The organism is Sphingobacterium cavernae, assembly GCF_008520265.1.
In the GTDB taxonomy this organism is placed as follows: domain Bacteria; phylum Bacteroidota; class Bacteroidia; order Sphingobacteriales; family Sphingobacteriaceae; genus Sphingobacterium; species Sphingobacterium cavernae.
Genome location: NZ_VIQM01000040.1, coordinates 203,704 through 230,030, shown reverse-complemented (window position 1 = coordinate 230,030; position 26,327 = coordinate 203,704). Strand labels below are relative to the sequence as shown.

Below are 26,327 nucleotides of genomic sequence, written 5' to 3'. Positions count from 1 at the left end.
AACAAATTGTATTCCAATCTCTTTATTATCAATAAATAATTACCAATCTTTGAATTTAATTTGGAATTTATGCACGAAATCGAACCTTTCTACAATTGGAGACATGACTATATTGCTGCGGATGATGAGAAATCTCCATTCTACGGCACGGTTTACAATGAGTTCGAATTTGATAAACAAGTGTATAACTACCTTTTACATCCCCAATGGGATGACTTTGGTTCACAGACACTTTATCTGAAGGTCATCTATACGGATTACGATAAACAGTTTGCTGTTATTGAATTTATTGGAGAGTGGAATGACGCCATTTACAATGACATTATGCTGCTCAAGCGAGAGATAATCGACATCATGATTGGCGAAGGCATTACCAAATATATTTTAATAGGTGAGAATGTACTAAATTTCCACGGTTCTGATGATTCCTATTACGAAGAATGGTTTCAAGACATTGAAGATGGTTGGATTGCAGGTTTGCATTTTCGAGAACATGTAATAGAAGAGTTGCAATCGCAGAATATTGATTATTATTTGAACATTGGAGGCTTCTTGAATGAAATTCCTTGGCGCACTTTAAAACCAAGACAATTGTTTCATCATATCGAAGAACATATGCAGAAGCGACTGGGCGTGTAATTATTCTACGATTTTATTGTCAAAGTCTTCTCTTCTATAAATTCCTGGTGAAGCATGATCCAATTCTGGAAAATCAAATTTTACCAAATTAACAGTGGAAATTTCAGTCAAACAATACACAACTTCAGCCATGAAAGCATAGTTGCCTGTCGAACCCAATTGTTCTAAATAAGAAACATCACCTAACTTGACATATACTGTATCAGCAGAAGTTCTTGAGAGACTTAAGTCTAACTTTTCATATCGTTTATTGAGCACATCCATCACAAAATAAACAGTCAAATCATCTGGAATATCATTTTTGACCATACTATCTCCCTCCGCATCATACGTCCAAAGCGTACCAAAAACATCGTTATCTATTGTTTGAGTCGTATCAAGTGTAGCGGATATTGAATCTGAATTATCCGTATCAGAACCACGTTCGCCTACACATGAAAAAATAAGAATAAAAGCACAAACTGATAAAATAAAACCTGTTAACTTATGAACATTCATCATAACATATAATTAGAGTGAAAGATTATTAAATATACTATTTTTTGACAATAATGTTGTTTTTCATATGCAGCTGCAAGTTTCTATTCTATATATAATTCAGTAACTTTGGGACACAAAAAAATAAAACTTTACTATCATGTCATTCAGAATAGAAAAAGATACAATGGGTGAAGTTCAAGTACCTGCAGACAAATACTGGGGTGCACAAACTGAACGTTCACGTAATAACTTTAAAATCGGACCTTCAGGCTCTATGCCGAAAGAAATTATTGAGGGTTTTGCTTATTTGAAAAAAGCTGCTGCGTATGCAAACCACGAATTAGGCGTATTACCTATCGAAAAACGTGATGCTATTGCTGCAGTTTGTGACGAAATTTTAGCTGGTAAATTGGATGATCAATTCCCATTGGTAATCTGGCAAACGGGTTCAGGTACACAATCCAACATGAACGTAAACGAGGTTGTGGCTAACCGTGCGCAAGTATTGGCTGGTGGCAAAATCGGTGAAGGCGAGCCTGTATTGAAAGCGAATGATGATGTAAACAAATCACAATCTTCAAACGATACGTACCCTACGGGAATGCACATCGCAGCTTACAAAGCGGTGGTAGAAATCACTATTCCTGGTGTAGAAAAATTACGTGATACATTACAACGTAAATCTCAAGAGTTTATGAACGTGGTGAAAATCGGTCGTACACACTTGATGGATGCTACGCCATTGACTTTAGGTCAAGAACTTTCAGGTTATGTAGCGCAATTAAACTATGGCATCAAAGCGGTTAAAAACACATTAGCTCACTTAGCAGAAGTTGCTTTGGGCGGTACTGCTGTAGGTACTGGTTTGAATACACCTGCTGGATATGATGTCGTAGTAGCTAAATATATAGAAGAATTTACGGGTCATCCATTTGTGACTGCACCTAATAAATTCGAAGCTTTAGCGGCACACGACGCTATTGTAGAAACACACGGCGCATTAAAGCAATTGGCCGTTTCATTGAATAAAATTGCGAACGATATTCGTATGTTGGCTTCAGGCCCTCGTTCGGGTATTGGGGAGATTTTAATCCCTGAAAACGAACCAGGTTCTTCTATTATGCCCGGTAAAGTTAACCCAACGCAATGTGAGGCTTTGACAATGGTAGCAGCGCAAGTAATGGGTAATGATGTCGCTATCACTATTGGTGGTACGCAAGGTCATTACGAATTGAACGTTTTCAAGCCATTAATGGCAGCTAATTTCTTACAATCAGCTCGTCTTATCGGTGATGCTTGTGTTTCATTCGAAGAGCATTGTGCTGTAGGTATCGAGCCTAATTATGCACGTATCAAAGAATTAGTAGACAATTCATTGATGTTGGTAACAGCATTGAATACTAAAATTGGATACTACAAAGCTGCTGAAATTGCACAAACAGCACACAAAAACAACTCTACGTTGAAAGAAACAGCTATTGCATTAGGCTATGTGACAGCTGAAGAGTTTGACGAATGGGTGAAACCAGAAGAAATGGTTGGAAGTTTAAAATAAGCTTAGTGATTAAACTTTCGAAAAAATACAATTTAACAAGAGCATACCTATCAATTTTGCTGGGTATGCTTTTCGCTTTTTCGAGCTGCTACCGTCATTCGGATATGCAGACTGAAGGCGTGAAAGATCTTCAAGGTGTATGGGTACAAGATAGTGTTGACAATAAGGAACAATTGTTGAATTATACGCTTCACGAATTCACTTTTCGTTGTGATTCCATTTATGCAGTAATGGATGTCCATGCAAAAACCAAAACAATGCCTGACTCTTGTTTCCAGAATGGAAATTGGAAAGAATATGCTAAAGGTGTATACGTACAACGTGGCGACAGTTTAGTCGTAGAAGGCGTATATACACGTGCAAACGGCAAACAAAAGATATCTGGCTGCTACAAAAATGGTCAGTATTTGCCCCGCTTTAAAATTATTTCTATTGCTGCTGATAGCATCGTCTTGCAAAATAAGTTTGAGTCCAAACCTATTACTCTCCGCAAAACGCAAGATATTACCTGCGTCCCTAAAAAACGTTGGGAAATGTAAAATTTAAATTAAAATGCCAAATAATATTGGCATTTTTAGTTTAAATTTTTAACCCAATATGAAAAGACTTTTATTCCTTATTGCCACAATTCTTATTAATGTTTGTTATGGTCAAAGTGATAGTACCAAAACTATTAATTTGATTTCTTATATATCAAAGGGAGAAACGTTAAATTATTCCGTGACTAAAACAAGAATTGATTCTAGTAGTACCAAAGACCCCAAAACTACAGAAGCTGCCTTTAACTTCAAGATTACGGTAAAAGACTCTACAGATTCTAATTATGTCATCAGTTATTATCGAACTGCCGATGTATTTTCCAATCCAAAGTTGATTGAATTGCCAGACGAAATGCAAAAAAAACTCATTGATCTTTCAACTATCAAATTCGATTACGAAACAAATGAATTAGGAACATTTAAGCGTATCTTAAATGAAGAACAACTTGCCGACAAGATAGCCTCAGATTTGAAACAAATATTTGAAATGTTTTCTAAAAAAAAATCGGATACCAATATCCAAAAATTTCTAGAAGATTTTCAAGGTTCAATAGATCCGAAGTCATTAATCACTACATATGCACAAGATATACAAGCATTACATTATGCGCTTGGGGCTTCATTTAATCTTCAAGATACTATTCCATTTGAAGAAGAAATTGTTGCACCAATTTTAAACGCTCCTATCACCATGAATGGAATACTGTATTGTGATGAATACGAACAAGAAAATGATTTTATCTCTATAATCCAAGAGAAGACAGTTGAAGGAAATTTCATGGAAAAAGTTTTTGATTTTTTCAAAAAATACGAAAACAAAGAAAAACCTTTTAACGAACAAGATTTTAAAGATCTGCAAATGGACATTTACTTCCATAATACGTATCAATATAATTCAGTTTATGGTGTAGCTACTTATATTGAACTTTACAAAGAAATAACAGCTGATGGAAAAGATGAAAGTATCAAGAGAATTGATATTTATGAAATTTCCCTGATAGAGGAATAAAATAATAGAATTTCTCCTACTCCTAACATCGAAATGACGCATATAATTAACAAGAGGCTGTCCAAAAAGGCTAGACAGCCTCTTAACTTATTTACACTTTCTTAAATTAGTGTTTCAAAATTTAATTTTTTGCATTTTTCATTACCAAATAAAATAGCTTTTTGCTAAAATCATATTTTAAATTTTTCATTTTATACTTTTTGGACAGCCTCTACTAGTTTATTAACTTCGAATCGTCTGAAGACTTCAGCAAATTCTGCTTTAATTCGTTTTCGGATTGTAATAATTCTTGCTCTACGACTTTACGTTTTTCGCGACCATCTCGTTGAATTTGTAATACCTGTTCGATTGTGCTGATAATGTCAACATTCGCCTTTTTGATCGTCTCGATATCAACTATTCCACGTTCCGTTTCACGTGCTACATTGATTGTAGATTCTTTGAGCATTTCAGAATTCTTACGTAACAATTCATTTGTTGCATCAGTCACCGCTTTCTGTGCTTCTAAAGCACGTTGCGAATGCGCAATACCCAAAGTCAATACCATTTGATTTTTCCAAAGCGGTAAAGTATTCACAATACTCGATTGGATTTTTTCCATTAATGAAGAACTGTTGCTTTGGATCATACGAATCTGTGGGGCAGTTTGCAAAACGACCATACGCGTTAACTTCAAATCATGAATCTTACGCTCAAAACGTACGACATGTTGCTCCATATCTTTGTACGCTTGGATTTTGTGTTGATCTCCCGATTCCTCCGCTGCTTTTCGTAATTGTGGCAACGTCACCGCATGTACTTCTTGCAATTTCTCCTCTCCTGCCGCAATATGTAAAGAAAGCTCTTTAAAATAGTTCTGATTTTCTTGGAAGAGCTTATCAAAAATATTGACATCTTTCAACAAGGTTTTATAATGTCCTTCCAACTTCAGTTCAATTTGATGAATATTTTTTTCTACCGAAGCATACTCAGTACGCAGTCGTTGCACCTTTTTCTTTAGTGTATCAAAAAAAGGAATCAACGGCTTTTTATTTAGATTTTCATCAAAAGATTTGATGTCCGAACGTAGATTCAACAAAATATCCTCTGCACCGCCCATATCTTTTGTACGAACTTGCTTTAAGATTTCATTCGAAAAATTACTTACTTTCGTCTGACTCGCCACACCAAATTGAATGATATCCGTAGTCGATTGCAAGTTTATTTTATCCTTATATTGTTTGATTACCGCTTTATCTTCTTCCGAAAAGTTAACCTGAATTTCTTGGTTATTATTCGGTGTATTATCGTCGTAAGTTGTCAAATCTATTGTACTCATATTTTAGTCATTAAGTAGTTTTTTATTTTTAAGCGTTTGAATGTACACATCCGACTCCGCAGATACATCCAACAAACGGTATTTAATCAAATTTGTCACATCCTGCTCGATAGCAGAAGAAGCTTGTACCAACACCGATTCCAACTTATTTTTAGATTCTAAGGTGATGGCATTATTCAATTTTGTTTGTTCTAAATCGTAATATTCACGCAATACATTGACCACGGTGCCATGTCTTACCAAAAATTTTTCAGCTTCCATAATATCACGTTGTTCCAGCAAATGAAACATGCGTATAATCTTTTCTGTGTGCGCTTGCAACGTTCTATTCAGAATGGACTTTTGGAAAAACATCAACTTAGTAACGAATGATTGTGGCGTTTCCACTTCGGCTTGCGCCAATTCCAATCGACGCTGATGCGCAATGTTATTGACCCAAGTCAATTGTCTGACTTCCGAAAGTTCTATACGCTGCAAATAATCTTTGGATTGCCCTAATAAGAGCCCATTACCTACGATATACGAACTTATGTATCCAACAATAGTTGCCAACATGCCCGAAGACATGGCACCCGCGAAATAATAAAATGAATAGAATAAGCCAAGTTGAATAGCTAATAATACCCACGCTAACGCATACCAAGAACGCACTTTACTTTTGGAAGCTTGCGACATCATCACCAAAGGATGTATCGGCGGAACAAAAAATAAAATAGACAAAAAAGTCCATTTCAGTTGTCCAAATTCCCATCTTTTAGTTTTCTTTGTCGCAAAACCCATTTTTATCAATTAATATAATCACTTCTAATATACTCAATTTTCAAGCTTTCTGCGGAAATAAATTCCACCATATAGACAGAAAACGTTCAATTCCTACTCCAATAATCAATATTTTTACATAATGGCTACAAAAAACAACTATATCAGCTACTTACGTGTCATAGCGACAGTGTTTGTCATATTGATTCATGCCAGCACTGGTTTTTTGAATCGCTTTGATGCCGATAGCTTTGATTGGAATTACGCCAATTGGATTAATTCGGCTACCCGATGTTCTGTTCCTATATTTGTCATGTTGTCTGGTGCATTATTATTACACAAGGACGAAGAGACATTACTTTTCTATATGAAAAGGATACCAAAATTGTTTTATCCATTTGCTTTTTGGACCATTATATATCTGATTTATTATTTCTATCGATATACCAAATTCTCGCTATTGTCGTCAGAAAAAATCATCGCTATTGCACAAGATAAAATTTTACATGGCGCAAATGCACATTTGTGGTATTTATATATGATTATTGGATTGTATTTAGCTATTCCTTACTTACGCAAAATAATAAATCAGGTGAGTATACGAGAACTAGAGATATTTCTAGTATTATGGTTTATTTCGATGATCGTAATGAACAAATTTTATTTTCCTGTAGTTCCGAAATTTGACCTTACATTCTTTTCGGGCTACTTAGGTTACTTGGTATTGGGCTATTATTTGTCCATAAAATCATTCAATTGGAACAAATGGATTCCTGTAATAGGATATATTTCGATTTCCATGTTCACAGCTTACATGACGTACACATGGAGTTTATCCGCAAATAAATACAATCCCCATTGGTATCATTATGTTTTTCCAAATACGGCTCTCGCAGCTGGCTTTTTGTTTATTTTCTTCAAAAAGATAATACCACAAGACGCCAAACTTCCCAAATGGATTCAGATTGTCGATAAACATAGTTTTGGGATTTATTTGGTTCATATACTACCCCTGAATTATATTCATCCTTTTATCTCCAAATATATGAGTACAGTTTGGGTGATTCCAATAGCGACACTATTAACAATACTAAGTTCTATTGGAATAATTTATGTCTTGAGGAAAATTCCTTATGGGAAATATGTGAGTGGGTAAAAAGCAAAAAAAGCTATCTCGATCGAGATAGCTTCCACTATATTATATACGGTTTTTATTTACTAGAATGGTAAATCATCGTCATCAGCACCTGATGATGAAATATCTACTGGAGCTGGCATATCATTGTATGAAGGAGCAGAAGCAGAAGCTGTATTAGCTAATTTTGTTACTCTCCAAGCTACCAAAGAATTGAAATAAGTTGTAACACCTTGCGCATTTGTCCATGGACGGCCACGTAAATTGAAAGAAACTTCAACCTCTTCGCCAACAGCTAAATTATCAAAAATATTAACTCTATCTTGCGTCGCTTCAAAACGAATATATTCCACAAATTGTGGGTTTTCAGCGTATGCAACAATCATATCTCTCTTTTTAAAAGACTCAGTAACCTGTTGTACAGCACCTACTTCGTGAACTTTTCCTCTGATTTCCATATCATTAATTGTATTAAACCGTAAAATTACACAATTTTTGCGTTCAAGATTAATTAACTTTGCACAAATATGAAAGAAGTTTTCAACACAGCAAGCAAAGTGATTATAACTTGTAACAAGAGATTATCACCATTCCTTCAAGAAGAAATTAAAGAATTAGGATTCGAAATAAAAAGAGCATTCAATACAGGAGTAGAACTTCATGCTTCTATCAATGACTGTATTCGTTTGAATCTTAATCTGCGTACCGCAAGTCAGGTATTATATGAAATCAGTGCATTCCGCGCGAACGATCCAAAAGAATTATACGATGCATTAGTGAAAATCGAATGGGAAGCGCTTATCCCATTTGATGGTTATTTCACGGTTACATCTAATGTACACAACGATACAATCACTACCCCATTATTTGCCAATGTAAAAGTGAAAGATGCGATTGTAGACAGAATAAAAGACAAGAAAGGTGTTCGTCCAGATACAGGTCCAGACGCGCACAAAACTGTGATTCATTTGCACTGGATGGAAGATCGTGCGGAGATTTTCTTGGATACTTCGGGCGAAACATTGGCTAAACATGGCTACCGTAAACATCCTGGAAAAGCACCTATGCTGGAAGCATTAGCGACTTCGACTATCATGGCGACAAAATGGGATGGCAAATCACCATTTATCAATCCGATGTGTGGTTCGGGTACATTGGCTATCGAAGCGGCATTGATTGCACAAAACAGAATGCCAGGATTGCAACGTATGAATTATGCATTCATGCATATCATTGGTTATAATGAGGAAGTCTTTTTTGAAGAAAGAAGATTGATAAAAGATAAGGCGAATAAACACAATATTCCTCAAATCATAGCTTCTGACCTTTCGGAGCAGGCCGTAGAGATTGCAAAGATGAATGCGCAAACTGCTGGTGTAGAGCATTTAATTCAATTTGAAGTATGTGATTTTGCAGAGACTACAGTTCCCGAAGAACCAGGGGTTATCATGTTCAACCCTGAATATGGTGAACGTTTGGGAACGCACAGCAAACTTGAACTTACGTACAAACGTGTCGGTGATTTTATGAAACAAGAATGCAAAAATTACCGTGGCTACGTATTTACAGGCAATCCAGACCTTGCAAAGAAAATTGGTTTAAAAGCTTCTAGGAGATTTGAATTTTTTAATGGTAAATTAGACTGCAGATTATTACAATACGAACTTTACGACGGAACAAAAGAAAAATCACATGCAACAAACAATTGATCTAACCGTAGCATTTGTACAAGATAGGCTGAAATTTGCTGAATCAGGACATGATTGGTGGCATATACAGCGTGTTTGGAACAATACGAAATTGATACTAGAAACAGAAGAAGCCGACCATCTTGTCTGCGAATTGACTGCACTCTTGCACGATATCGCTGACAGTAAATTTCATGATGGAGACGAAACCATTGGTCCACGTGTGGCTGGCGAATTTTTAGCTTCAATAGGTGTAGATCAAAAAATTATAGAGCATGTACAGAATATCATTCTGAATATGTCTTTCAAGGCTTCGTTGGGAGAAGTAGCATTTCATTCCAAAGAATTGGAAATAGCACAAGATGCGGATCGTTTAGATGCAATTGGCGCGATAGGTATTGCCAGAGCTTTTAGTTTTGGTGGATATAAAAATAGAGAGATGTATGATCCAAACATAAAACCGAAAACGAACCTGAGTAAAGAGGAATACAAAAATACCACAGCTCCTACAATTAATCACTTCTATGAGAAGTTGTTGTTATTGAAAGATAAAATGAATACGCCTACGGCGAAAGCCATAGCGGAACAAAGACATCAATATATGGAAGGATTTTTGCAACAATTTTATGCAGAATGGGAAGGAAAAAGATAATCGTACTTTAAATTAATATAAGATATTTAAATTAGGCAGTAATTATGAAAAATAGTACTGCCTTTTTATTTATAATCTTATTTCCCATACTAAGTTTTAGTCAAACAAGTAGCGAGAAAGATTCGCTCGCATTTGTACAACAATTTTGGCAAACTAAAAAAATTGCTAAAGGAATTCTGTGGAAAAGCGCTTCTACGTCAACCATATTCAATAGCAATCAGATCATAAACATCCTTGAGATTGATCTTAAGAAGAATCAAAAGAAACTTGGACTCAGAGCGCTTCCAAAAAGTCGTGAATTGACATCCAAGCTAGCGCAAGAAGCAAATGCGATAGTGGCGATAAATGGTGGATTCTTTGATATGAAAAATGGAGGAGCAGTTGATTTTATCAAAGTTGAAAATCACGTCGTGAACCAGACACTTTCTAAAAGTGTGCGTGCCAATGCTTATTTCGCGTTCGACAAAAAAACTACTCATATTACTTCCGATTCTTCTTCGATTGGCGCCTACCCAAATATTATGCTTGCTGGACCAATGCTTTTAGCTCAAGATGTAAGAGGACAACTTTCCAAAAATGCATTTAATGACAATAGACATCCGAGAACTGCCATTGGATTAAAAGGAAATAAATTAATCCTCATTACGATTGATGGACGTAGAAATGAATCGCAAGGCATGAACTTGCATGAGTTGACCAATATCCTAAAGTGGTATGGTTGCGAAAATGCAATGAATCTTGATGGTGGAGGGAGTACTTCGATGTATATTTACAATCAGCCGCATAATGGCATTGTGAATTATCCTGCAGACAATAACAAATTTGATCATGCAGGCGAGCGGAAAGTTTCAAATATCATATACCTTACTAAATAAATCTAGCACTTACGATTATGAAAAACATTTCATTACTATTATTATTTACCCTTTTAACGAGTACAATCTTTGCACAATCCACCAAAATAGTTGCTCATCGCGGTGTTTGGAAAAACACAAAAGTGCCTCAAAATTCAATTGCAGCGTTAAAACATGCCATTGAACAAAAAGTCTGGGGAACTGAATTTGACGTGGTATTAGCTAAAGATGATGTCTTGATTGTCAATCACGATAATGACTATCAAGGTACGGATATAGCCACTAACGATTACGCGACATTAAGTCAGAAAAAACTTGCGAACGGTGAAAAACTGCCTACGGCAGAAGAATACTTGCGCGAAGGCTTGAAACAAAAACGTACTAAAATGGTTTTTGAAATTAAACCTAGCGCATTGGGGGTAGAGCGTTCTGTTCAAGCTGCTGAATTAGCGTACAATTTGGTTAAAAAAATGAAAGGTTTGAAAAAAACGATTTTTATCTCATTCAGTTATGATGCATGTTTACACCTGAAGAAATTGGATAAAAAAGTACGCGTGCAATATTTGGGAAGCAATAAAAGTCCTATAGATCTCTACAACGACGGTTTTTCTGAAATGGATTTCAACTACAATGTATTCAAAAATAATCCAACTTATCTTCCACAAGCTAAAGAACGAAAAATGAAAATCAATGTTTGGACGGTGAACAATCAAGATGATATGCAATACTTCATTGATCAAAAAGTAGATTATATCACGACGGACGAGCCTGAATTATTGAAACAATTATTAAAGAAATAATATGAAAAAGACGCTTAGTTTGGTGCTATTGCTCTGGTGCTCCTATCAAGCATTTGCACAGTCCATGCATGTGGCAACTTATAATATTCGCCAACGCAATCAGGTAGACACGGGAAATCTGTGGATAGACCGTAAAGACAAAGTCTGTAACCTTATAAAGTATCATGAGTTTGATGTTTTTGGTGTTCAAGAAGCCTTTAAAGATCAAATGGATGATATGCAAAAGCTTTTACCAAAATATGCTTACGTTGGTGTAGGACGTGATGATGGTAAAGAAAAAGGGGAATATTCGGCTATTTTCTATAAAAAAGATCGCTTCAAAGTAATCAAAAGTGGAACATTTTGGCTTTCTACTACAGATACCGAAAATCCTAACAAAGGTTGGGATGCCGCATTACCGCGTATTTGCACTTGGGGAGTTTTTGAAGATCTAAAGAATGGTAAGCAATTTATTCTGATGAACACACATTTTGACCATGTCGGAAAAATTGCAAGAAAAGAAAGTGCGAAATTGATGCTTCAAAAAGCAAAAGTTTTAGCATCGAATCTCCCATTAATCGTGATGGGCGATTTAAATGTAGATGAAAACGATGAAGCCTATTTTACATTAGCTAACTCACTAAGCATTCAAGATACTTATGAGCTGGCAAGTATTGTCTACGAACCAAATTCAACATTCAACGGTTGGGGGAAAAGCATCAAAGCAAAAGGTCGTATTGATCATATCTTCGTTTCCAAACCATTTTCGGTCTCGAAGTATGGTATTTTGACAGATACCTACTTCGGAAAATATCCTTCGGACCATTTTCCTGTAGCCGTACATATGGACTGGAAATAAGATTTTGTATTTTTGCGTTTCAATAGTATAGATATGAAAACAATTAAATATTTGGCATTAGGCATTGCTTCGTTGCCGTTATTCACAGGCTGCGAGACAATGAGTCAAATCGCTAGTACATTACCGCAATCGAATCCGGGCTCAACGACTTCGAATCCAAACTCCAATAGTGGAACGATAACGCAAACGGAGGCTGCAACAGGTATCAAACAAGCATTGAATAATGGTCTGCAAAATAGTATCAAAACTTTATCTGCTAGCAATGGCTTTTATGGTGATGTGTTGGTAAAAGTGATGATGCCACAAGAAGCACAAAAAATCGAGCAAGTTTTGCGTTCTGCAGGAATGGGTAAATTAGTTGATAATTTTGTACTTAGTTTGAATAGAGCTGCTGAATCAGCAGTAAAAGAAGCTGCACCTGTATTTGTGAATTCGCTTTCGCAAATGACTGTGACGGATGCTTTTAATATTTTATTGGGTTCACAACAAGACGCTGCAACTACATTCTTTAAAAGAACGACTTCAGCTACTTTAACACAGAAGTTTAGTCCTATAATAGAATCTGCACTAGGTAGAAATAAAGTTAATACGTATTGGACGCAGTTAACATCAGCGTACAACACATTCTCTACGAATAAAGTACAAACGGATTTAAATGCTTATGTCACGCAAAAAGCAATCGATGGTCTATTCTTGAAAGTTGCTGATGAGGAATTAAAAATCAGACAAAATATTGGTGGATCTCGAAACTCCAGTATTTTGCAATCTGTTTTTGGATGGGCTGATAAACAAAAATAAGCGGGTAGGGAAGCCATAAACTTCCCTATTTTCTTTATTTGATCTTGACAATAAACATACCTTAAAACTTTCTTTCTTTGCTACATTTGTAATGCAAAACATGTTAAAATGGATAATTCTATTATAAATAATCTATCTAATCTTTCTGTTGCAGATCGTTTTATACGTTATGTTCAGATTGATACCCAATCCGATGCAGAATCGGTGACATTTCCTTCTACAGCCAAACAGTTGAATTTAAGTAAACTTTTGGTCGAAGAATTGAAAGAAATCGGCGCTACTAATGTGGAACTCGATGAAAACGGCTATGTTTATGCGACGATTCCATCGAATACTACGAAAGATGTTCCTGCTATTTGTTTTTGTTCGCACGTAGACACTTCACCAGATTGTTCGGGCACAGATGTCAAGCCAATTGTTCACTACAATTACCAAGGTCAGGATTTGGTTTTGCCTGATGACAATTCAGTCGTGATTCGCTTTGCGGAACACAAAGATTTGGCAGAACAAATCGGTAATGATATTATCACCGCTTCAGGAACGACATTGCTTGGTGCGGACGACAAAGCTGGAGTTGCTGAAATTATGGAAGCAGCTAAATTGTTAATTGCACATCCAGAAATCAAACATGGTGACATCAAAATTTTATTTACACCAGATGAAGAGATTGGTCGTGGTGTGGATTTTGTCAATTTAGAAAAAGTAGGTGCTCAATTTGCCTACACGATGGACGGAGAAAAGGCTGGAACTATTGAAGACGAAACATTTTCTGCTGATGCTGCCACAATCACCATTCACGGAGTTTCGGTACATCCAGGATTTGCCAAAGGAAAAATGCAATCGGCTATCAAAATCGCTTCTAAAATTGTAGAATCTCTTCCGACAGATAGACTTTCGCCAGAAAGTACATCGGGCAAACAAGGTTTTGTGCATCCAACAGGCATATCAGGTTCGGTAGAAAAAGCAATAATTCAATTTATCGTAAGAGATCATAATACGGCGAATTTGGCGAGCCACGCAGCAGAATTGGAAAGCATTGCAAGGGCTGTTGTGGCACAATATCCAGGTACTACTTTTACCTTGGAAACAAAGGAGCAATACCGCAACATGAAAGAAGTATTGGATCAATTTCCACAAATCATGGAAATTGGTTTGGAAGCTATTGAACGTGCAGGAATGACAGCCGAACGTCGTAGTATTCGTGGTGGAACTGATGGTTCAAGACTGTCATTCATGGGATTACCGTGTCCGAATGTATTCGCTGGAGGTCATGCTTTTCACGGTAAAATGGAATGGGTAAGTAAACAAGATATGGAAAAAGCGGTGAAAACTATTCTTCATATTGCCGCTCTTTGGGAAGAAAAAGCTTAATTTAATTATTAAAATATTATGTCAAACGAAGTTTTAAAAGCAATTAAATACCGTAGAACGGTTAATCAAAACAGTTTTACGGATCAAGATATTTCAAAAGAAGATCTACTTACGATTTTAGAAGCTGCAAATGCTGCTCCTACACACAAACGCACACAACCTTGGCGTTTTGTGATTTTCCGTAAGGATGGCTTGGAAAGATTAGGAAGTGAATTAGCACGTATTTACAAAAACATTACGCCAGTGGAAAAATACACAGAAGTGATGAAACAAAATATGGCGAAAAAAGCTACTCAATCAAATGTAGCTATTGCCATTATTGTGAATTACACAGGTGAATTACCGGAATGGGAGGAATTAGCAGCGACTGCTTGTTCGGTTCAAAATATTTGGTTGGCAGCGCATTCGTTAAATATTGGTGGATATTGGGCGACTCCAGGATTAATCAATCATTTGGGTGAATTCCTTCAATTAGAAGAAAACCAAAAATGTATTGGTTTATTCTATTTAGGACACCACAATGCGGAACCACGTGAGCCTGCTCGCTCTCCAATCGAGGATAAAATCCGTTGGGAAGAATAATAAAAAATGTAAAGGGTTGCCAAATTGCCAACCCTTTACATTTTTATTTTAAATTTTCGATATACTGCAAAAGTGGAATTGGTCTATCCGATTGTATAACATGAGCTCCCTTTTGAATTAACCAGCCCCAAGTTTCGTCTGGCTGATTTTGTTCTACAGCTCTATCATCATCTCTTCCTGCACACAAAGAAGCCCACAGTGAATTATACCACAATAAATATCCTCTTTCACGGACTTGCTTTAGATATTGGAAAGCCTCCTCATTTTCTTGTTGAAACACGGCTTGAAACATTGTGTTTTTACGCGAAAAATAAGACTCCACATATTCTTTGTAATCTTCTTTATTAATATTGATAATTGGCATTAGTTTAATATCAGGAGGGATTTTACCAAATTTTCTTTCTATATCTTGCAATGAATTACCACCATCGATGCTGATATACACTTCGTCTTGCATGCTCATTTTTTGAATTAATTGAACGACCAATTGAAAATGCTGAAAGCCTTTGTCAAAATTCAAAAATATGCGTCCCTTACTGCTTTGCATAAATTCCTCTAAGCTTGGAATTTTATGATCTGTTGTACGACCTAAACCATTGCGTAAACGAAAAGTCTGCAATTCAGCCCAAGTATAATCACTTACTTTCCCCTTCTTATTGGTCGTTCTATCTATAGTTTTATCATGCATGAGGTACAATACAGAATCCTTGGACAATTGTACATCCAACTCATATATATGCACGCCCATAGCTATTGCATTTTCTAGACTTTGGATACTGTTTTCTGGTGCGTTACGCCAATCACCACGATGTGCTGCTACTAAAGTCTGATCAGCAGACTTTGGGTTATCCAAGATTTGTTGGGTTTTTTTATACGTTGAAGTCTGGGCCTTTGCAAAGCTTACACCGCTTAAAAAAAACAGAATAGTAAAAAATAAATAATAATTTTTCATAGAGAATGTATTCTTTAGGTTTAGAAAAATTTAGAAGTTCAAATATACTTTAAAAGAAGTAAAGTTTGCACCTCTACGTAAATAGTAGAAGCACAAACTCTTAAAAGATTATAATTGATTTGAATGTAATGACTATTGGTATCCTGGATTTTGATACATTTTTATTGGATCCAATTTGTATTCATCAAAAGGGATAGGGAAGTATCGATCTTTAGTCGTAATATTCGACAACTTCGCATTACCATAATTAGCCTGTTCTTTTTTCTTGAAATAAGTAACCAATTCCTCTGGATTGTATACTCTTATCAAATCAAACCAACGGTGGTTTTCAAAAGCCAATTCCACACGTCTCTCGTGTAAAATAGCATCTTTTAACGTTGGATATTTGTTAGCATATGTAGCATTGACTCTAGAAATCTCATACGACGGAAGGCCTGCGCGATCACGTACTTCATTCAATATTACAATAGCTTCTGCATCTTTACCTAAATTCATTTTAGCTTCTGCCAACATCAGCATGACATCTGCATAACGAATCAAAATCCAGTCATTTCCACCCCAGCCAGCTGTCCCAGCCGCTTCGCTATTGTCTCTAAACTTAGTAATAAACCAATCATTTACCCTAGAATCAGTAGCAAACTTTACCGAAAAATCCTTACGAATGTCACCTGCTTCGTATTCGTTAACCAAGTCTTTACTTGCGCGTGTTCCCACTCCTGTAGATGGAAATTGAGAATTGATAGATTCACCTCGCGCTTGGTTATTACGAGCAATACTTGAATGGTAGTTTTGATCGCCTTGCAAATATTGTATTTGGAAAATCAACTCGTCACAATTCATTTTTTGTTCTACATCAAAAACAGTACTGTATGCTATTTCGGACAACTTACCAAAGTTTCTCATTCCATACGCGGTACTCAAATGTTCCTCTGCCTTTCTAAAATTTTCTACTTTATCGGCTTCTAGGGTACTTCCTATGGTCAAGTATACCTGTCCAAGAATAGAATGAATAGCCGCTTTGGACGTTCTTCCAACCGCATAATCCTTTTGTTGATTAGGTAAATTACTATCCAAAGCATCTGTTAAATCCTTAATAATTTGTGCATACACATCGGATTCTTTGGCGCGATAAGCCAACTGATCTGCTTGTGTTTTAGTAGTAACTTCTTCAGTCGATAAAGGCACATCACCAAATTTGCGTACCATATGAAAATAAAGTAATGCACGAACAAACTTTGACTCGGCCAAATAACGCTTTTTCAAGTCTTCTGCTGCAAAGGTCATGTTGTCAATTCGGCTAATCACTGTATTCGCACGTGCGATACCATCATACATCGATGACCAATGTGTACGTAAATAGCTATTGCTTGGTAAAATCGAAAAATCATTGAATTGGAAAGGCTCACCAGAATTAGACTGATTGTCATCACGCCCCGAATTATCTGAACGTTCTTCACTATACAATGCACTTCCTTCGCCAATCGTATTGCCCGATCGCAAAATCTGATACAAACCATTCACCGCTAACAAAGCATCATTTTCTGTTTGAAAGTAACTTTCAACAGAAACCGCATTCGGATCCAATTGGTTCAAAAAATCATCTTTACAAGAGCTCAATGCTAATATTAAAAATGGTAATATATATCTTTTTTTCATGTTGTTGTAGTTGATTAAAAGTCCTGCTTTATTGAAGATGGATTAAAAAGTAACTTTGACACCGAAATTAAACGATCTAACCAACGGGTAAAGACCGTAGTCAACACCTGGTGTTAAATTACCGCGTTGATTATAATCTGGCTCTGGATTGTACCCTTTGTATTTGGAGAATGTCAATGGATTGTCTACAGTAGCGTATACACGTAACCCGGCTAATTTCCATTTTTCTACTAGATTATTCGGGACAGTATAGCCCGCCATTATGTTTGTCATTCTCAAGAATGATCCATCTTGCAGATAAAATGTAGACAGACGTGTACTGTTACTCTGTGTACCACCACGTGCTGCACGATATACTTTTCCATTACCCGGATTAATTGCTGAACGGTAACGTTGCGCTACGTCAGCATACTGGTTGCCACTTCCTTCCATATTATACAAGTAGTAATCATAGCCATCCAACACCATATTGCCTTGCGAACCATTAAATGAAGTACGTAAGTCAAAATTCTTGTATCTTAAATCTACAGCAAAACCATAAGTGAAATTTGGATGTGGATTACCGATGACACGTTTGTCGTCATCATTCACTACACCATTCCCATCAACATCTTCGAAATATAAATCACCAGGCTGTAATGCTGTTGTAGAAGCTGAAGATGGAGCTACTTTATCGTAGTTTTCTTCCGTAGCAACGCCTAAGACTTTAAATCCATAAAACATTCCGATTGGACTTCCTTCTTGCGTGATATGCGTATGGTAAGAACGCTCAGCTCCATTAGTAATAATTGTCGAGCCTCCACCCAAATCAAGAACTTTATTTCTGTTTACATTGATATTTCCACTGAAACCTAGATCAAAATCAGAAGAGCGTATTATACGTGTATCTAACTGCACATCAAAACCCTTGTTTTGAACTTTGCTATTTGGTAAATTGGTTAAGATCGTCGTCGCACCAGATACCGCTGAAACGGGCTGATTGAATAATAAATCCGTTGATCTACTTAAATACAGGTTTGTAAGCAAGTTGATTCGTCCATTAAGGAAACCTAAATCCAATCCTGCATTATATTGAGATGTTTTTTCCCAACCGATGTTTGCATCTTTCAAATCCAATGGATAATATGCAGTCTCTACACGATCTCCGATGATCACGCCCGTTGGGCTACTGAAATTGGTAATATTTGCATAATCTCCAATATTATTATTACCACTACGTCCCCAGCTTGCTCTCAACTTCATGGTAGAACCTTGGCCTAACCAATTGTTATAGAATTCTTCGTTAGAAATCGTCCATCCAGCTGATAAAGAAGGGAAAACACCCCACTTATTGTTCACACCAAATCTCGATGAAGCATCCGTACGTATAGAAGCCGACAAGAAATATTTCGAATCAAAACTGTAATTAACGCGTGAAAAATAAGACTGCAAGGTCGTTACACGCTTAAATGCATCCTGTAAAATAAAGTTTGAAGGATCGGCTCCTTTATCTGTAATTTGGCCTATGGCATCATTTTGAAACCCTCTCGCACGCACCGCTATATAATCTGTATCTGTGCGCTGCGCCGAATAACCTGCCAAAGCACCAATAGTATGTTTTTCGTTGAAAGTTTTGTTGAAATTCAAAATTGCCTCGACCAACTTATCAATCTCACTTCTGGTATTTGCGTCAGCGTATGCTGCTGTTTTAGCGTTATCTGAGAAAGGTCTATTGTTTCCATTAGAAATACTCGTTGGTCTAAAATAGTCGTATTTCTGATCATTCGTAGAAATACCGCCATTTATCTTCAAAGAGAGACCATCTACAATTTTAAAATCAGCATACGCGTTGTATAAACCACGCTTACCTAATCGTGTATTTTTAATTTTAGATACATATGCTAATGGATTTTCTGGATTTTGAATCCCATATTGCGAAGCTGATAATTGGCCCATCCCAAACTGAGCATATGTGCCATCTTCATTATAAACAGGCAATGTCGGCAAATAAATCAGTGCTGACATTGATGGACTTCTGTCGAATCGACCCGTTGTCACTTCGTCATTGTCATTGAATGTAAAAGATACATTCGCGCCTACAGTAAGGCGTTCGCTAATTTTCGAATCTACATTCGTGCGGAAATTAAACGTTTGTTGCCCCGTATTCAACATAATACCTTTTTGATCTTGGTACGATCCACTTAAAAAGTATTTTGTTTTATCTGTACCTCCAAAAGCCGATAAATTATGTCGTTGAAAAGGTGCATTTCGGTATAAAGCATCTTGCCAATCAGTATCATATTGTGCTTTTTTAGCTGTGCCTGTAGCAAAATCATAGTACTCTTCAGGAATAGTGATCGATCCTGCATTACCCACACGTGCCACACGATCCGCATTACTATCAAAGCGCATATTGTCATTCCAAGAACCACCGCGACTTATTACTAGATCACGATACGTATTGTTTCTACCATCAATTAATAAATCGATAAATTCTTCCGAATTCAATAAATCAATCTTCTTAGACAACTGTCCAAAGCCTGCCAAAGCCTCATATTCTACATTACTCTTGCCTGACTTACCACGTTTAGTAGTGATTAAAACCACACCACTAGCTCCTCTAGAACCATAAATAGCTGCAGAAGCCGCATCCTTTAAAACATCTATACTTTCGATATCATTGGGATTGATATTCAAATTATTTCCTGCTGGATAGCCATCTATTACATATAAAGGATCAGTACCCGCATTGATCGACCCCATCCCGCGTACACGTATTTTCGTACCATCATACGGTGCACCAGAAGTTTGCAAGATTTGCACACCTGCTATTTTTCCTACCATCGCTTGACCCAATTTCGGTGAGCTCAAATTTAGTTCTTCCGCTTTCACACTGGAGATGGCACCAGTAACATCTGATTTACGAACTTTTTGATAACCAATAGACACCAAGACTTCCTCGATTTGCTGACCTTCTTCTTGTAGTACAATCGTGAAATTATCAGTCTGCGCCACCGTATGTACAACATCTTTAAAGCCTACAAACTTAATAACCAACACATCATTTTCTTTTCCTTCCAATTTAAACTGACCATCTACATCAGTTTGAACTTGTACTCTTGTCGAAGAATTCGTAACCGTTGCTCCCGCAATAACATTACCTTGTTGATCTAAGACTTTACCTGAAATCTTTTGTTGTTGTATAACAGAATTCAACGAATTGGTAGCTATGCCTTTAGGCGCAGCTTCAAGAGAAAAAGTTGAAACGGATAAGGACATTAAAAGCCAGAAAAGCTTTTTTGACTTGTTTTGCATAGTGTATGATACAATTGTTTAGTCGCAAAACTAGCCCAACCGTGTTAGCTTAATACGTGTTTAATGTTAAGAAAACAAGAATTACAACGTCAGAATTGCACTGAAAAGTGATTTATATAAAATTCACGTTAAGCCTTCGTTAAATAACAACTGAATACGTTATAAACCTTAATAAATACTTTGCTTATATTTACTTTTAAACCTACAAAAACCATTATTATTTATGAAAAAAGCATTCTATCTAGTCCTTATATTGTGTTTATTGATAAAAAAAGAAATAATTCATGCGCAGAAAATAGTAGAAAAGGTTAATGTATTTTTAGGTAGCTCAGGTGATCATGGTCAAATGTCTCCAGGTGCATCTTCACCATTTCACCAAATGAGTATATTGCCACATACGTATCCTCAGCTACACACAGGTTATGAATTTTTAGCCAAGAAAATCATTGGCTTCACACATAATAGAATGGAAGGAACGGGATGTAAAGGTAGCGGCGGTTTAATTATGATAAAACCCTATTTAGGTGAAAACTTCAGTAACACTATGTTTACCAAGATTTCTGAAAAAGCAGGACCAGGATTTTATGAAATAAACTTACAAGAAGGCATTCAAGCCAATTTTGCTGTTCATCATAATTATGGGATTCATCAATATACACTTCCTAAAGGAAATAAAGGTTTTCTTATTGATTTAGGATACGCATTAAACGATGCGCTCGTAGATAATAAAATGCAAATTAGCAATCAGTTAATCAAAGGTACAATCCGCGCAAAGACGACTTGCAATATCGGTATTTATACAATTTATTATGCCGTTGAAATAGAAGGCGCAACACTTAGACAAATAGAACAACAAAAAGTAGACGTTCGCATTCCTGCTGACAAACAAAAGCAAGAAATCAAGATTAGTTTTTCTGCTGTTAGTGAAGCACACGCAGTAGCCACCTTGAATGCAAATAGGTCAAATGATTTTAATCATACAAAAAGACTTTCTGAAGATAATTGGGAAAAAGAGTTATCAGCAATACTAGTTGAAGGAAATAACGAAGAACGTAAAAAACTTTTTTACTCACTGCTGTACCGCACGATGCAGTCTCCATACCAGATTTCAGAATCCGATTACGAGTTCAAAGCAACGGATGGCAACAGATATAAAGCTACTTCCCCGAGGTACCATGGTTGGGCTATTTGGGACAATTACAAGACACAACTTCCCCTTTTAGCGCTGCTGAATCCCAATCGTTTTCAAGATATTGTATATTCAATTACCAATCTTTATAAATACGGTAAATATGATTTTGCTGGTCCAAACGAGCCCGCGAACTCTGTCCGAACTGAACATGCAGCTGTAGTCTTATTGGATGCAAGGAACAAGAATTTTTCTGTTCCTATTGACGAAATTAAGGATAAACTAATTCAAGATACTGCAACTTTCGATTTTACAAAACCAGACAAATTCTTGGAAGCCACATACGATATGTGGGCGATGAGTAAGTTGATTCCTTCACAAAAAGAACAGTTCATTAATCGCGCAAAATCCTATAAATCGCATTGGCTCAAAGAATTTAAAGATTTGACCAAAAATGATGTCGATCGTATGTCCGCACGTAAAATGTACCAAGGAACGATTCGCCAATACCGATGGAATGTCCCTTTTGATACCCAAGGTTTGACTGAATTAATGGGTGGAAAAGCTAATTTGACAGCCCAATTGGATGATTTCTTTGACAATCATTATTTCAATAGAGCCAATGAACCCGACATTCAATCACCAACATTGTATTATGCTTCTAATAAACCTTGGCGTTATCAATCTTTAGTACACGAGCTTGCATTAGATACAGTTATACAATATTACTTCAATGACAATAGTCGAGGTATTGATCCATTTATCGATCGAATCTATAAGAATGAACCGAAAGCATTTATTCGCACGATGGATGATGACGCGGGTGCTATGTCAGGATGGTTTGTTTTATCAGCAATTGGAATTCATCAACCTCTAATTGGTGAGCCAATTTATTATGTCAATGTTCCTTTCTTCCCAGAAATAACAATTAACAATGGCAACAATAAGCTGCAGATTCTTGTTAAAAATTTTAGTGATAAAAACCGCTATATAAAATCTATAAAGCTTAATAATAAGCCGTTAAATAGACTTTGGGTTACACATGAAGAAATTTCTCAAGATGCTGTATTAGAAATTGAAGCTACAGGTAAGCCTACTACATTTGGTGTGGGAAGTATGTATGTTTCTTCTTTGGATGAATAAAAGATATATAAACAACAAAGTCATTTCGCAACCAACGAAATGACTTTGTTGTTAAAATCTATAACCTACTCCCAAAAACATATCAGTAGGTCCTGCTGGATCAAAATTGAAATCTACTTTTGGTTTATATGCTGCAAATATAGATATTGGCTTTAAAGAGAAATTATAAGTAAATCCAACCGTACCTGCTAAATACCATAGTTTATAATCTACTGATAATCCTATTAAATCCTCTTTATATCTATAACGACCAAGTCCTCCTCCAAGATTAAACTCAAGTTTATCTTCAATAATAGAAAAATCATAAACATAATCTGCACCTACATAAGAAATATTATTGCGAACAGCAAAATATCCAGACAGATTTTGTTTATCTCTTAGAGAATATTGATATTGAATTCCAATTGTAACGGGTCTAGTTGATTCAGTGACAATCTCAGCATCCAAGTCAGATATAAGCGATAATCTATGTTTTTGTTCTTGTGAAAAAGTTAGTAGAGATATAGATAATCCAAATGCTAATAATAAAAGTTTTCTAATCACATTTTAAGTTTAACAACGATTGTTTATTTATTAAAATAAAACAGAAAAATAATTATCAAAAAGAAATACTTTGCCAAAAACTAATCTACGCGTAACTTATTAATCTCAAGTGTAAAACTTGAACTTACGCCTTTCCACTTAACATTTTCAAAAATTTTGTAAATTAAACTATCATTCAAATCATCTGAGGAATAAGTACGATGCTCCGATCCTCCTCCAATAACCTTTCCCCCTTTATCAAATTCAAGATAAACTATTTCGGTACCATCACTAATATTTAAACCTTCAATTGACTTAGCAATCTTTTTTTCAATATCATCCCAACCATTCATAGGAAATCCATTATTTTGTTCAGAAGGATATATTTTAACATTATATTCCTTTACCGGCATTATCTCCACTTCTGTCAGTGTCGCATTCCTGTTTTGCGGAAAATATTTCATTAATAACAACGTACACACCACCATAAACATCACACCTGCAGCCATTCCGACAGCCAAGCGTTGCCAGCTATAGAATCTTCTATTTTTATCGTTTGCTTGCTCTTGCACACGTGTCGCTAATCGCTGTTGTAATATGCTTAGTTGCTTTGCATCCACTCCATTTTGCAATCGATAACCATCAATTGCGTCTTGCAAAAATGGGTCATCCAATGCTTCTCGCTCTAACGCATGCATTTCATCACGGCTCATCAAACCATGTACATAATTATGAATTCGCGATAGTTGGTAATTATTTTCCATTTTTCTTATTCTCCATACAAATTTTGAGATTTCGCTTTCCGTTTTGAATGGCACTTTTGACTTTATTCAAGTCCAAGCCCGTTTCCTCCGCGATATCTTTATAACATTTTTGTTCCAAATAAAATAAGCGCACACATTGCTCTTGCTCAACGTTCAACGTTTGCAGACAACCTTCGAGTTTTTCAAAATCCTTTTCTTCCCACTTATCCTCGGCAACATCACTTAATTTTTGTTCACTTTCCCAAAGATTCTCTTCAATATCAACTTGTGGTCTACGCTTATCTTTACGCAATTGCATCAAGCAATAATTTTTGGTATAAACGTGCAACCAGCTTTTGAAATTATCCACCTCATGTGTACGTAATTTTGGAATCAACTCTTCAAAAATCTGCATCACCGCATCTTGGCTTTGCTCCGTATCTTGCAAATACTTGAAGCATACACCATACAACAATGACATATACGGAGCATACAATTTGCCCAATACATCGAGACTGCCTGTCGTCTTATATTGTAATAGAAGCTCCTTTTCGGTCATGCACTTTATTTGCTATAATGATGTTTTAAGATACGATTTTCCATAAAATTATCTAAATAAAACCATCGCAATCACCAATGTCACGATAATATTAAATGTCTGTGCAATCAAAAATGCGTATAAAGGCTTTTTATTACTGTGTTGAAAAAGATCTTTGAAATTGGTTTCTAATCCAATAGAAGTAAAAGCTAACACAAACCAAAGGCTTTGTAAGCTTTTTAGACTTTCTTTGACTAAAGCATTGGTCTCTGGAGAGATAACGAACGAGAAAAGTAACGAAGCAAACACAAAACCGATTACGAATTTTGGGAAGCGCTCCCAGATGATTTTCAACGTTGGTTTTTCCTTTTTCGTTTCATCATCCACGGATTTGGAATAAGTCCAGTAGATACTAATCGCAAAAGCGGCAATTCCAAGCAATACATTTTGGGAAAATTTCACAATTGTACTGATCTTTAATGCTTCTTCACCGACCAAAGAACCTGATGCCACCACGGCACCTGTTGTATCGATAGAACCGCCCAACCAAGCTCCTGTAACTTCTTGCGATAAGCCCATCCATTCTGCCATGTACGGCATAAAAATCATCATCGGTATAGCCGTAATCAACACCAACGAAATTACATAGGACAATTTTTTGCTGTCACCTTTGATCGCTCCCGAAGTAGCGATAGCTGCAGAAACACCACAAATTGAAACTGCACTGGCTAACATCAGCGACATTTCTTTATCTATTTTGAGCTTTTTGCACAGCCAAAATGCAAAATACCATACCGAAATAACTACTACCAAAGCTTGTATCAATCCTAAAGAACCTGCTTTTAATATATCACCAAAAATTACAGTCGTCCCCAAAAGAACTAGACCTATTTTAACATACAATTCCGTACTTAATGCATTTTTGAACCATTCTGGCAAGGTAAATATATTGCTGATAAGCAATCCAATACCTAATGCAAAAATCACGGCTTCCAAATTATACTCTTTGACAGTGGAATTCCCAGCCAGAATTAAAGCAATAATGGTCAGAATAAAAACAGAAGGAAATACGATAAGTAAAGATTTTATGGATTTATTCAATAATAAAGCTCCTACAATAGCCGTAATATAAATGGTAATAAATTGACTTCCAATTTTACTGAGATTAGAAATTGAAAGAACTTTATCTGTTAATTCCGAAGTAGATTCCCAGCTAAAACTTGGTTTAGGAATAATAAGACCTAATAAAGCTAAAAGAACTAATCCCAATCCCAAAATCACCACTACCCAATCTTCGGTGAATGCTATTCTTTTTGTAGACATAATTTAGTTG

The 26,327-nt window shown here is 36.2% G+C and carries 25 protein-coding genes; 14 read left to right on the top strand and 11 right to left on the bottom strand.

The annotated features are described in order from the left end of the window. Positions 1-69: 69 nt before the first annotated feature. Positions 70-639 carry a hypothetical protein gene (locus FLS47_RS08530; protein ID WP_149913946.1) on the top strand — a complete coding sequence of 190 codons (570 nt, stop codon included), beginning with the start codon at positions 70-72 and terminating at the stop codon, positions 637-639. On the opposite strand, the gene FLS47_RS08525 is transcribed toward FLS47_RS08530, so the two are convergent. Beyond that, complete coding sequence (locus tag FLS47_RS08525; protein WP_149913945.1) at positions 640-1,140, bottom strand: hypothetical protein; 501 nt, start codon at positions 1,138-1,140, stop codon at positions 640-642. Positions 1,141-1,276: 136 nt separating this feature from the next. Between FLS47_RS08525 and fumC the strand changes: the two genes are divergently transcribed. Genes fumC through FLS47_RS08510 form a run of 3 tightly spaced genes read left to right on the top strand, consistent with a single transcriptional unit; the run spans position 1,277 to position 4,222 of the window. Further along, positions 1,277-2,674, top strand: coding sequence for a class II fumarate hydratase (gene fumC, locus FLS47_RS08520; protein WP_149913944.1), 1,398 nt, complete (start codon positions 1,277-1,279; stop codon positions 2,672-2,674). Then, positions 2,635-3,213, top strand: coding sequence for a fumarate hydratase (locus tag FLS47_RS08515; RefSeq protein WP_223225191.1), 579 nt, complete (start codon positions 2,635-2,637; stop codon positions 3,211-3,213). Before fumC ends, FLS47_RS08515 begins: the two co-directional genes overlap by 40 nt. Before the next feature lie 58 nt (positions 3,214-3,271). Next, positions 3,272-4,222: a hypothetical protein gene (locus FLS47_RS08510; protein WP_149913943.1), complete on the top strand. Its 951-nt coding sequence runs from the start codon at positions 3,272-3,274 to the stop codon at positions 4,220-4,222. A gap of 214 nt (positions 4,223-4,436) precedes the next feature. Here FLS47_RS08510 and FLS47_RS08505 read toward each other — a convergent pair whose 3' ends face one another. Both FLS47_RS08505 and FLS47_RS08500 read right to left on the bottom strand, forming a co-directional pair. Then, positions 4,437-5,540: a toxic anion resistance protein gene (locus FLS47_RS08505; protein ID WP_149913942.1), complete on the bottom strand. Its 1,104-nt coding sequence runs from the start codon at positions 5,538-5,540 to the stop codon at positions 4,437-4,439. A gap of 3 nt (positions 5,541-5,543) precedes the next feature. Beyond that, positions 5,544-6,320, bottom strand: coding sequence for a hypothetical protein (locus FLS47_RS08500; protein WP_149913941.1), 777 nt, complete (start codon positions 6,318-6,320; stop codon positions 5,544-5,546). Between the two features lie 121 nt (positions 6,321-6,441). On the opposite strand from FLS47_RS08500, the gene FLS47_RS08495 reads away from it, so the two are divergent. Beyond that, the gene (locus FLS47_RS08495; RefSeq protein ID WP_149913940.1) at positions 6,442-7,455 is read left to right on the top strand and encodes an acyltransferase; all 1,014 of its coding nucleotides are present in this window, start codon (positions 6,442-6,444) and stop codon (positions 7,453-7,455) included. Between the two features lie 62 nt (positions 7,456-7,517). Here FLS47_RS08495 and FLS47_RS08490 read toward each other — a convergent pair whose 3' ends face one another. Next, complete coding sequence (locus FLS47_RS08490; protein ID WP_149913939.1) at positions 7,518-7,892, bottom strand: DUF3127 domain-containing protein; 375 nt, start codon at positions 7,890-7,892, stop codon at positions 7,518-7,520. Between the two features lie 69 nt (positions 7,893-7,961). Here FLS47_RS08490 and FLS47_RS08485 point away from each other — a divergent pair, with 69 nt between their 5' ends. From FLS47_RS08485 to FLS47_RS08450, 8 genes are all read left to right on the top strand, one after another. Next, positions 7,962-9,143, top strand: a complete 1,182-nt coding sequence (locus tag FLS47_RS08485) for a THUMP domain-containing class I SAM-dependent RNA methyltransferase (RefSeq protein ID WP_149913938.1) — start codon at positions 7,962-7,964, stop codon at positions 9,141-9,143. After that, the gene (locus tag FLS47_RS08480) at positions 9,127-9,774 is read left to right on the top strand and encodes an HD domain-containing protein (protein WP_149913937.1); all 648 of its coding nucleotides are present in this window, start codon (positions 9,127-9,129) and stop codon (positions 9,772-9,774) included. Before FLS47_RS08485 ends, FLS47_RS08480 begins: the two co-directional genes overlap by 17 nt. 44 nt (positions 9,775-9,818) lie before the next feature. Then, positions 9,819-10,649, top strand: a complete 831-nt coding sequence (locus FLS47_RS08475; RefSeq protein WP_149913936.1) for a phosphodiester glycosidase family protein — start codon at positions 9,819-9,821, stop codon at positions 10,647-10,649. Between the two features lie 17 nt (positions 10,650-10,666). Beyond that, positions 10,667-11,428 carry a glycerophosphodiester phosphodiesterase family protein gene (locus FLS47_RS08470; RefSeq protein WP_149913935.1) on the top strand — a complete coding sequence of 254 codons (762 nt, stop codon included), beginning with the start codon at positions 10,667-10,669 and terminating at the stop codon, positions 11,426-11,428. Between the two features lies 1 nt (position 11,429). Then, positions 11,430-12,266: an endonuclease/exonuclease/phosphatase family protein gene (locus tag FLS47_RS08465; protein WP_149913934.1), complete on the top strand. Its 837-nt coding sequence runs from the start codon at positions 11,430-11,432 to the stop codon at positions 12,264-12,266. A 33-nt stretch (positions 12,267-12,299) separates the two neighbouring features. After that, positions 12,300-13,064, top strand: coding sequence for a DUF4197 domain-containing protein (locus FLS47_RS08460; RefSeq protein WP_149913933.1), 765 nt, complete (start codon positions 12,300-12,302; stop codon positions 13,062-13,064). 108 nt (positions 13,065-13,172) lie between these two features. After that, positions 13,173-14,435, top strand: a complete 1,263-nt coding sequence (gene pepT / locus FLS47_RS08455; protein ID WP_149913932.1) for a peptidase T — start codon at positions 13,173-13,175, stop codon at positions 14,433-14,435. Positions 14,436-14,453: 18 nt separating this feature from the next. Continuing rightward, on the top strand, positions 14,454-15,017 hold the full coding sequence (locus FLS47_RS08450; protein ID WP_149913931.1) for a nitroreductase family protein: 564 nt from the start codon (positions 14,454-14,456) through the stop codon (positions 15,015-15,017). Between the two features lie 43 nt (positions 15,018-15,060). Here the strand turns inward: FLS47_RS08450 and FLS47_RS08445 are convergent, their stop codons facing one another. The 3 genes from FLS47_RS08445 to FLS47_RS08435 form a co-directional block, all read right to left on the bottom strand. Next, a complete protein-coding gene (locus FLS47_RS08445; RefSeq protein WP_188347391.1) occupies positions 15,061-15,870 on the bottom strand; it encodes a glycerophosphodiester phosphodiesterase family protein in 810 nt (269 codons plus the stop codon). A gap of 231 nt (positions 15,871-16,101) precedes the next feature. Next, the gene (locus tag FLS47_RS08440) at positions 16,102-17,625 is read right to left on the bottom strand and encodes a RagB/SusD family nutrient uptake outer membrane protein (protein ID WP_149913929.1); all 1,524 of its coding nucleotides are present in this window, start codon (positions 17,623-17,625) and stop codon (positions 16,102-16,104) included. Positions 17,626-17,667: 42 nt separating this feature from the next. Next, positions 17,668-20,919, bottom strand: coding sequence for a SusC/RagA family TonB-linked outer membrane protein (locus tag FLS47_RS08435; RefSeq protein ID WP_149913928.1), 3,252 nt, complete (start codon positions 20,917-20,919; stop codon positions 17,668-17,670). A gap of 223 nt (positions 20,920-21,142) precedes the next feature. Between FLS47_RS08435 and FLS47_RS08430 the strand changes: the two genes are divergently transcribed. After that, the gene (locus FLS47_RS08430; RefSeq protein WP_149913927.1) at positions 21,143-23,191 is read left to right on the top strand and encodes a glycoside hydrolase domain-containing protein; all 2,049 of its coding nucleotides are present in this window, start codon (positions 21,143-21,145) and stop codon (positions 23,189-23,191) included. Positions 23,192-23,242: 51 nt separating this feature from the next. On the opposite strand, the gene FLS47_RS08425 is transcribed toward FLS47_RS08430, so the two are convergent. The 4 genes from FLS47_RS08425 to FLS47_RS08410 all read right to left on the bottom strand — a co-directional run bounded on the left by FLS47_RS08425 (position 23,243) and on the right by FLS47_RS08410 (position 26,317). Beyond that, on the bottom strand, positions 23,243-23,734 hold the full coding sequence (locus tag FLS47_RS08425; protein ID WP_149913926.1) for a hypothetical protein: 492 nt from the start codon (positions 23,732-23,734) through the stop codon (positions 23,243-23,245). Between the two features lie 80 nt (positions 23,735-23,814). Then, a complete protein-coding gene (locus FLS47_RS08420) occupies positions 23,815-24,477 on the bottom strand; it encodes a hypothetical protein (RefSeq protein ID WP_149913925.1) in 663 nt (220 codons plus the stop codon). Beyond that, positions 24,467-25,015, bottom strand: coding sequence for an RNA polymerase sigma factor (locus FLS47_RS08415; protein WP_149913924.1), 549 nt, complete (start codon positions 25,013-25,015; stop codon positions 24,467-24,469). Before FLS47_RS08415 ends, FLS47_RS08420 begins: the two co-directional genes overlap by 11 nt. Positions 25,016-25,063: 48 nt before the next feature. Then, on the bottom strand, positions 25,064-26,317 hold the full coding sequence (locus FLS47_RS08410) for a YeiH family protein (RefSeq protein ID WP_149913923.1): 1,254 nt from the start codon (positions 26,315-26,317) through the stop codon (positions 25,064-25,066). Positions 26,318-26,327 lie beyond the last annotated feature (10 nt).

Excerpts from the sequence above, each read along its gene's own strand:
- FLS47_RS08440 (WP_149913929.1), bottom strand. The coding sequence starts at position 17,625 with ATGAAAAAAAGATATATATTACCATTTTTAATATTAGCATTGAGCTCT.
- FLS47_RS08410 (WP_149913923.1), bottom strand. The coding sequence starts at position 26,317 with ATGTCTACAAAAAGAATAGCATTCACCGAAGATTGGGTAGTGGTGATT.
- FLS47_RS08510 (WP_149913943.1), top strand. The coding sequence starts at position 3,272 with ATGAAAAGACTTTTATTCCTTATTGCCACAATTCTTATTAATGTTTGT.
- FLS47_RS08465 (WP_149913934.1), top strand. The coding sequence starts at position 11,430 with ATGAAAAAGACGCTTAGTTTGGTGCTATTGCTCTGGTGCTCCTATCAA.
- FLS47_RS08470 (WP_149913935.1), top strand. The coding sequence starts at position 10,667 with ATGAAAAACATTTCATTACTATTATTATTTACCCTTTTAACGAGTACA.
- FLS47_RS08420 (WP_149913925.1), bottom strand. The coding sequence starts at position 24,477 with ATGGAAAATAATTACCAACTATCGCGAATTCATAATTATGTACATGGT.
- FLS47_RS08525 (WP_149913945.1), bottom strand. The coding sequence starts at position 1,140 with ATGATGAATGTTCATAAGTTAACAGGTTTTATTTTATCAGTTTGTGCT.
- FLS47_RS08505 (WP_149913942.1), bottom strand. The coding sequence starts at position 5,540 with ATGAGTACAATAGATTTGACAACTTACGACGATAATACACCGAATAAT.
- FLS47_RS08500 (WP_149913941.1), bottom strand. The coding sequence starts at position 6,320 with ATGGGTTTTGCGACAAAGAAAACTAAAAGATGGGAATTTGGACAACTG.
- FLS47_RS08430 (WP_149913927.1), top strand. The coding sequence starts at position 21,143 with ATGAAAAAAGCATTCTATCTAGTCCTTATATTGTGTTTATTGATAAAA.
- FLS47_RS08530 (WP_149913946.1), top strand. The coding sequence starts at position 70 with ATGCACGAAATCGAACCTTTCTACAATTGGAGACATGACTATATTGCT.
- FLS47_RS08490 (WP_149913939.1), bottom strand. The coding sequence starts at position 7,892 with ATGGAAATCAGAGGAAAAGTTCACGAAGTAGGTGCTGTACAACAGGTT.
- FLS47_RS08450 (WP_149913931.1), top strand. The coding sequence starts at position 14,454 with ATGTCAAACGAAGTTTTAAAAGCAATTAAATACCGTAGAACGGTTAAT.
- FLS47_RS08460 (WP_149913933.1), top strand. The coding sequence starts at position 12,300 with ATGAAAACAATTAAATATTTGGCATTAGGCATTGCTTCGTTGCCGTTA.
- FLS47_RS08435 (WP_149913928.1), bottom strand. The coding sequence starts at position 20,919 with ATGCAAAACAAGTCAAAAAAGCTTTTCTGGCTTTTAATGTCCTTATCC.
- FLS47_RS08480 (WP_149913937.1), top strand. The coding sequence starts at position 9,127 with ATGCAACAAACAATTGATCTAACCGTAGCATTTGTACAAGATAGGCTG.
- FLS47_RS08495 (WP_149913940.1), top strand. The coding sequence starts at position 6,442 with ATGGCTACAAAAAACAACTATATCAGCTACTTACGTGTCATAGCGACA.
- FLS47_RS08515 (WP_223225191.1), top strand. The coding sequence starts at position 2,635 with ATGGGTGAAACCAGAAGAAATGGTTGGAAGTTTAAAATAAGCTTAGTG.
- pepT (WP_149913932.1), top strand. The coding sequence starts at position 13,173 with ATGGATAATTCTATTATAAATAATCTATCTAATCTTTCTGTTGCAGAT.
- FLS47_RS08485 (WP_149913938.1), top strand. The coding sequence starts at position 7,962 with ATGAAAGAAGTTTTCAACACAGCAAGCAAAGTGATTATAACTTGTAAC.
- FLS47_RS08475 (WP_149913936.1), top strand. The coding sequence starts at position 9,819 with ATGAAAAATAGTACTGCCTTTTTATTTATAATCTTATTTCCCATACTA.
- fumC (WP_149913944.1), top strand. The coding sequence starts at position 1,277 with ATGTCATTCAGAATAGAAAAAGATACAATGGGTGAAGTTCAAGTACCT.
- FLS47_RS08415 (WP_149913924.1), bottom strand. The coding sequence starts at position 25,015 with ATGACCGAAAAGGAGCTTCTATTACAATATAAGACGACAGGCAGTCTC.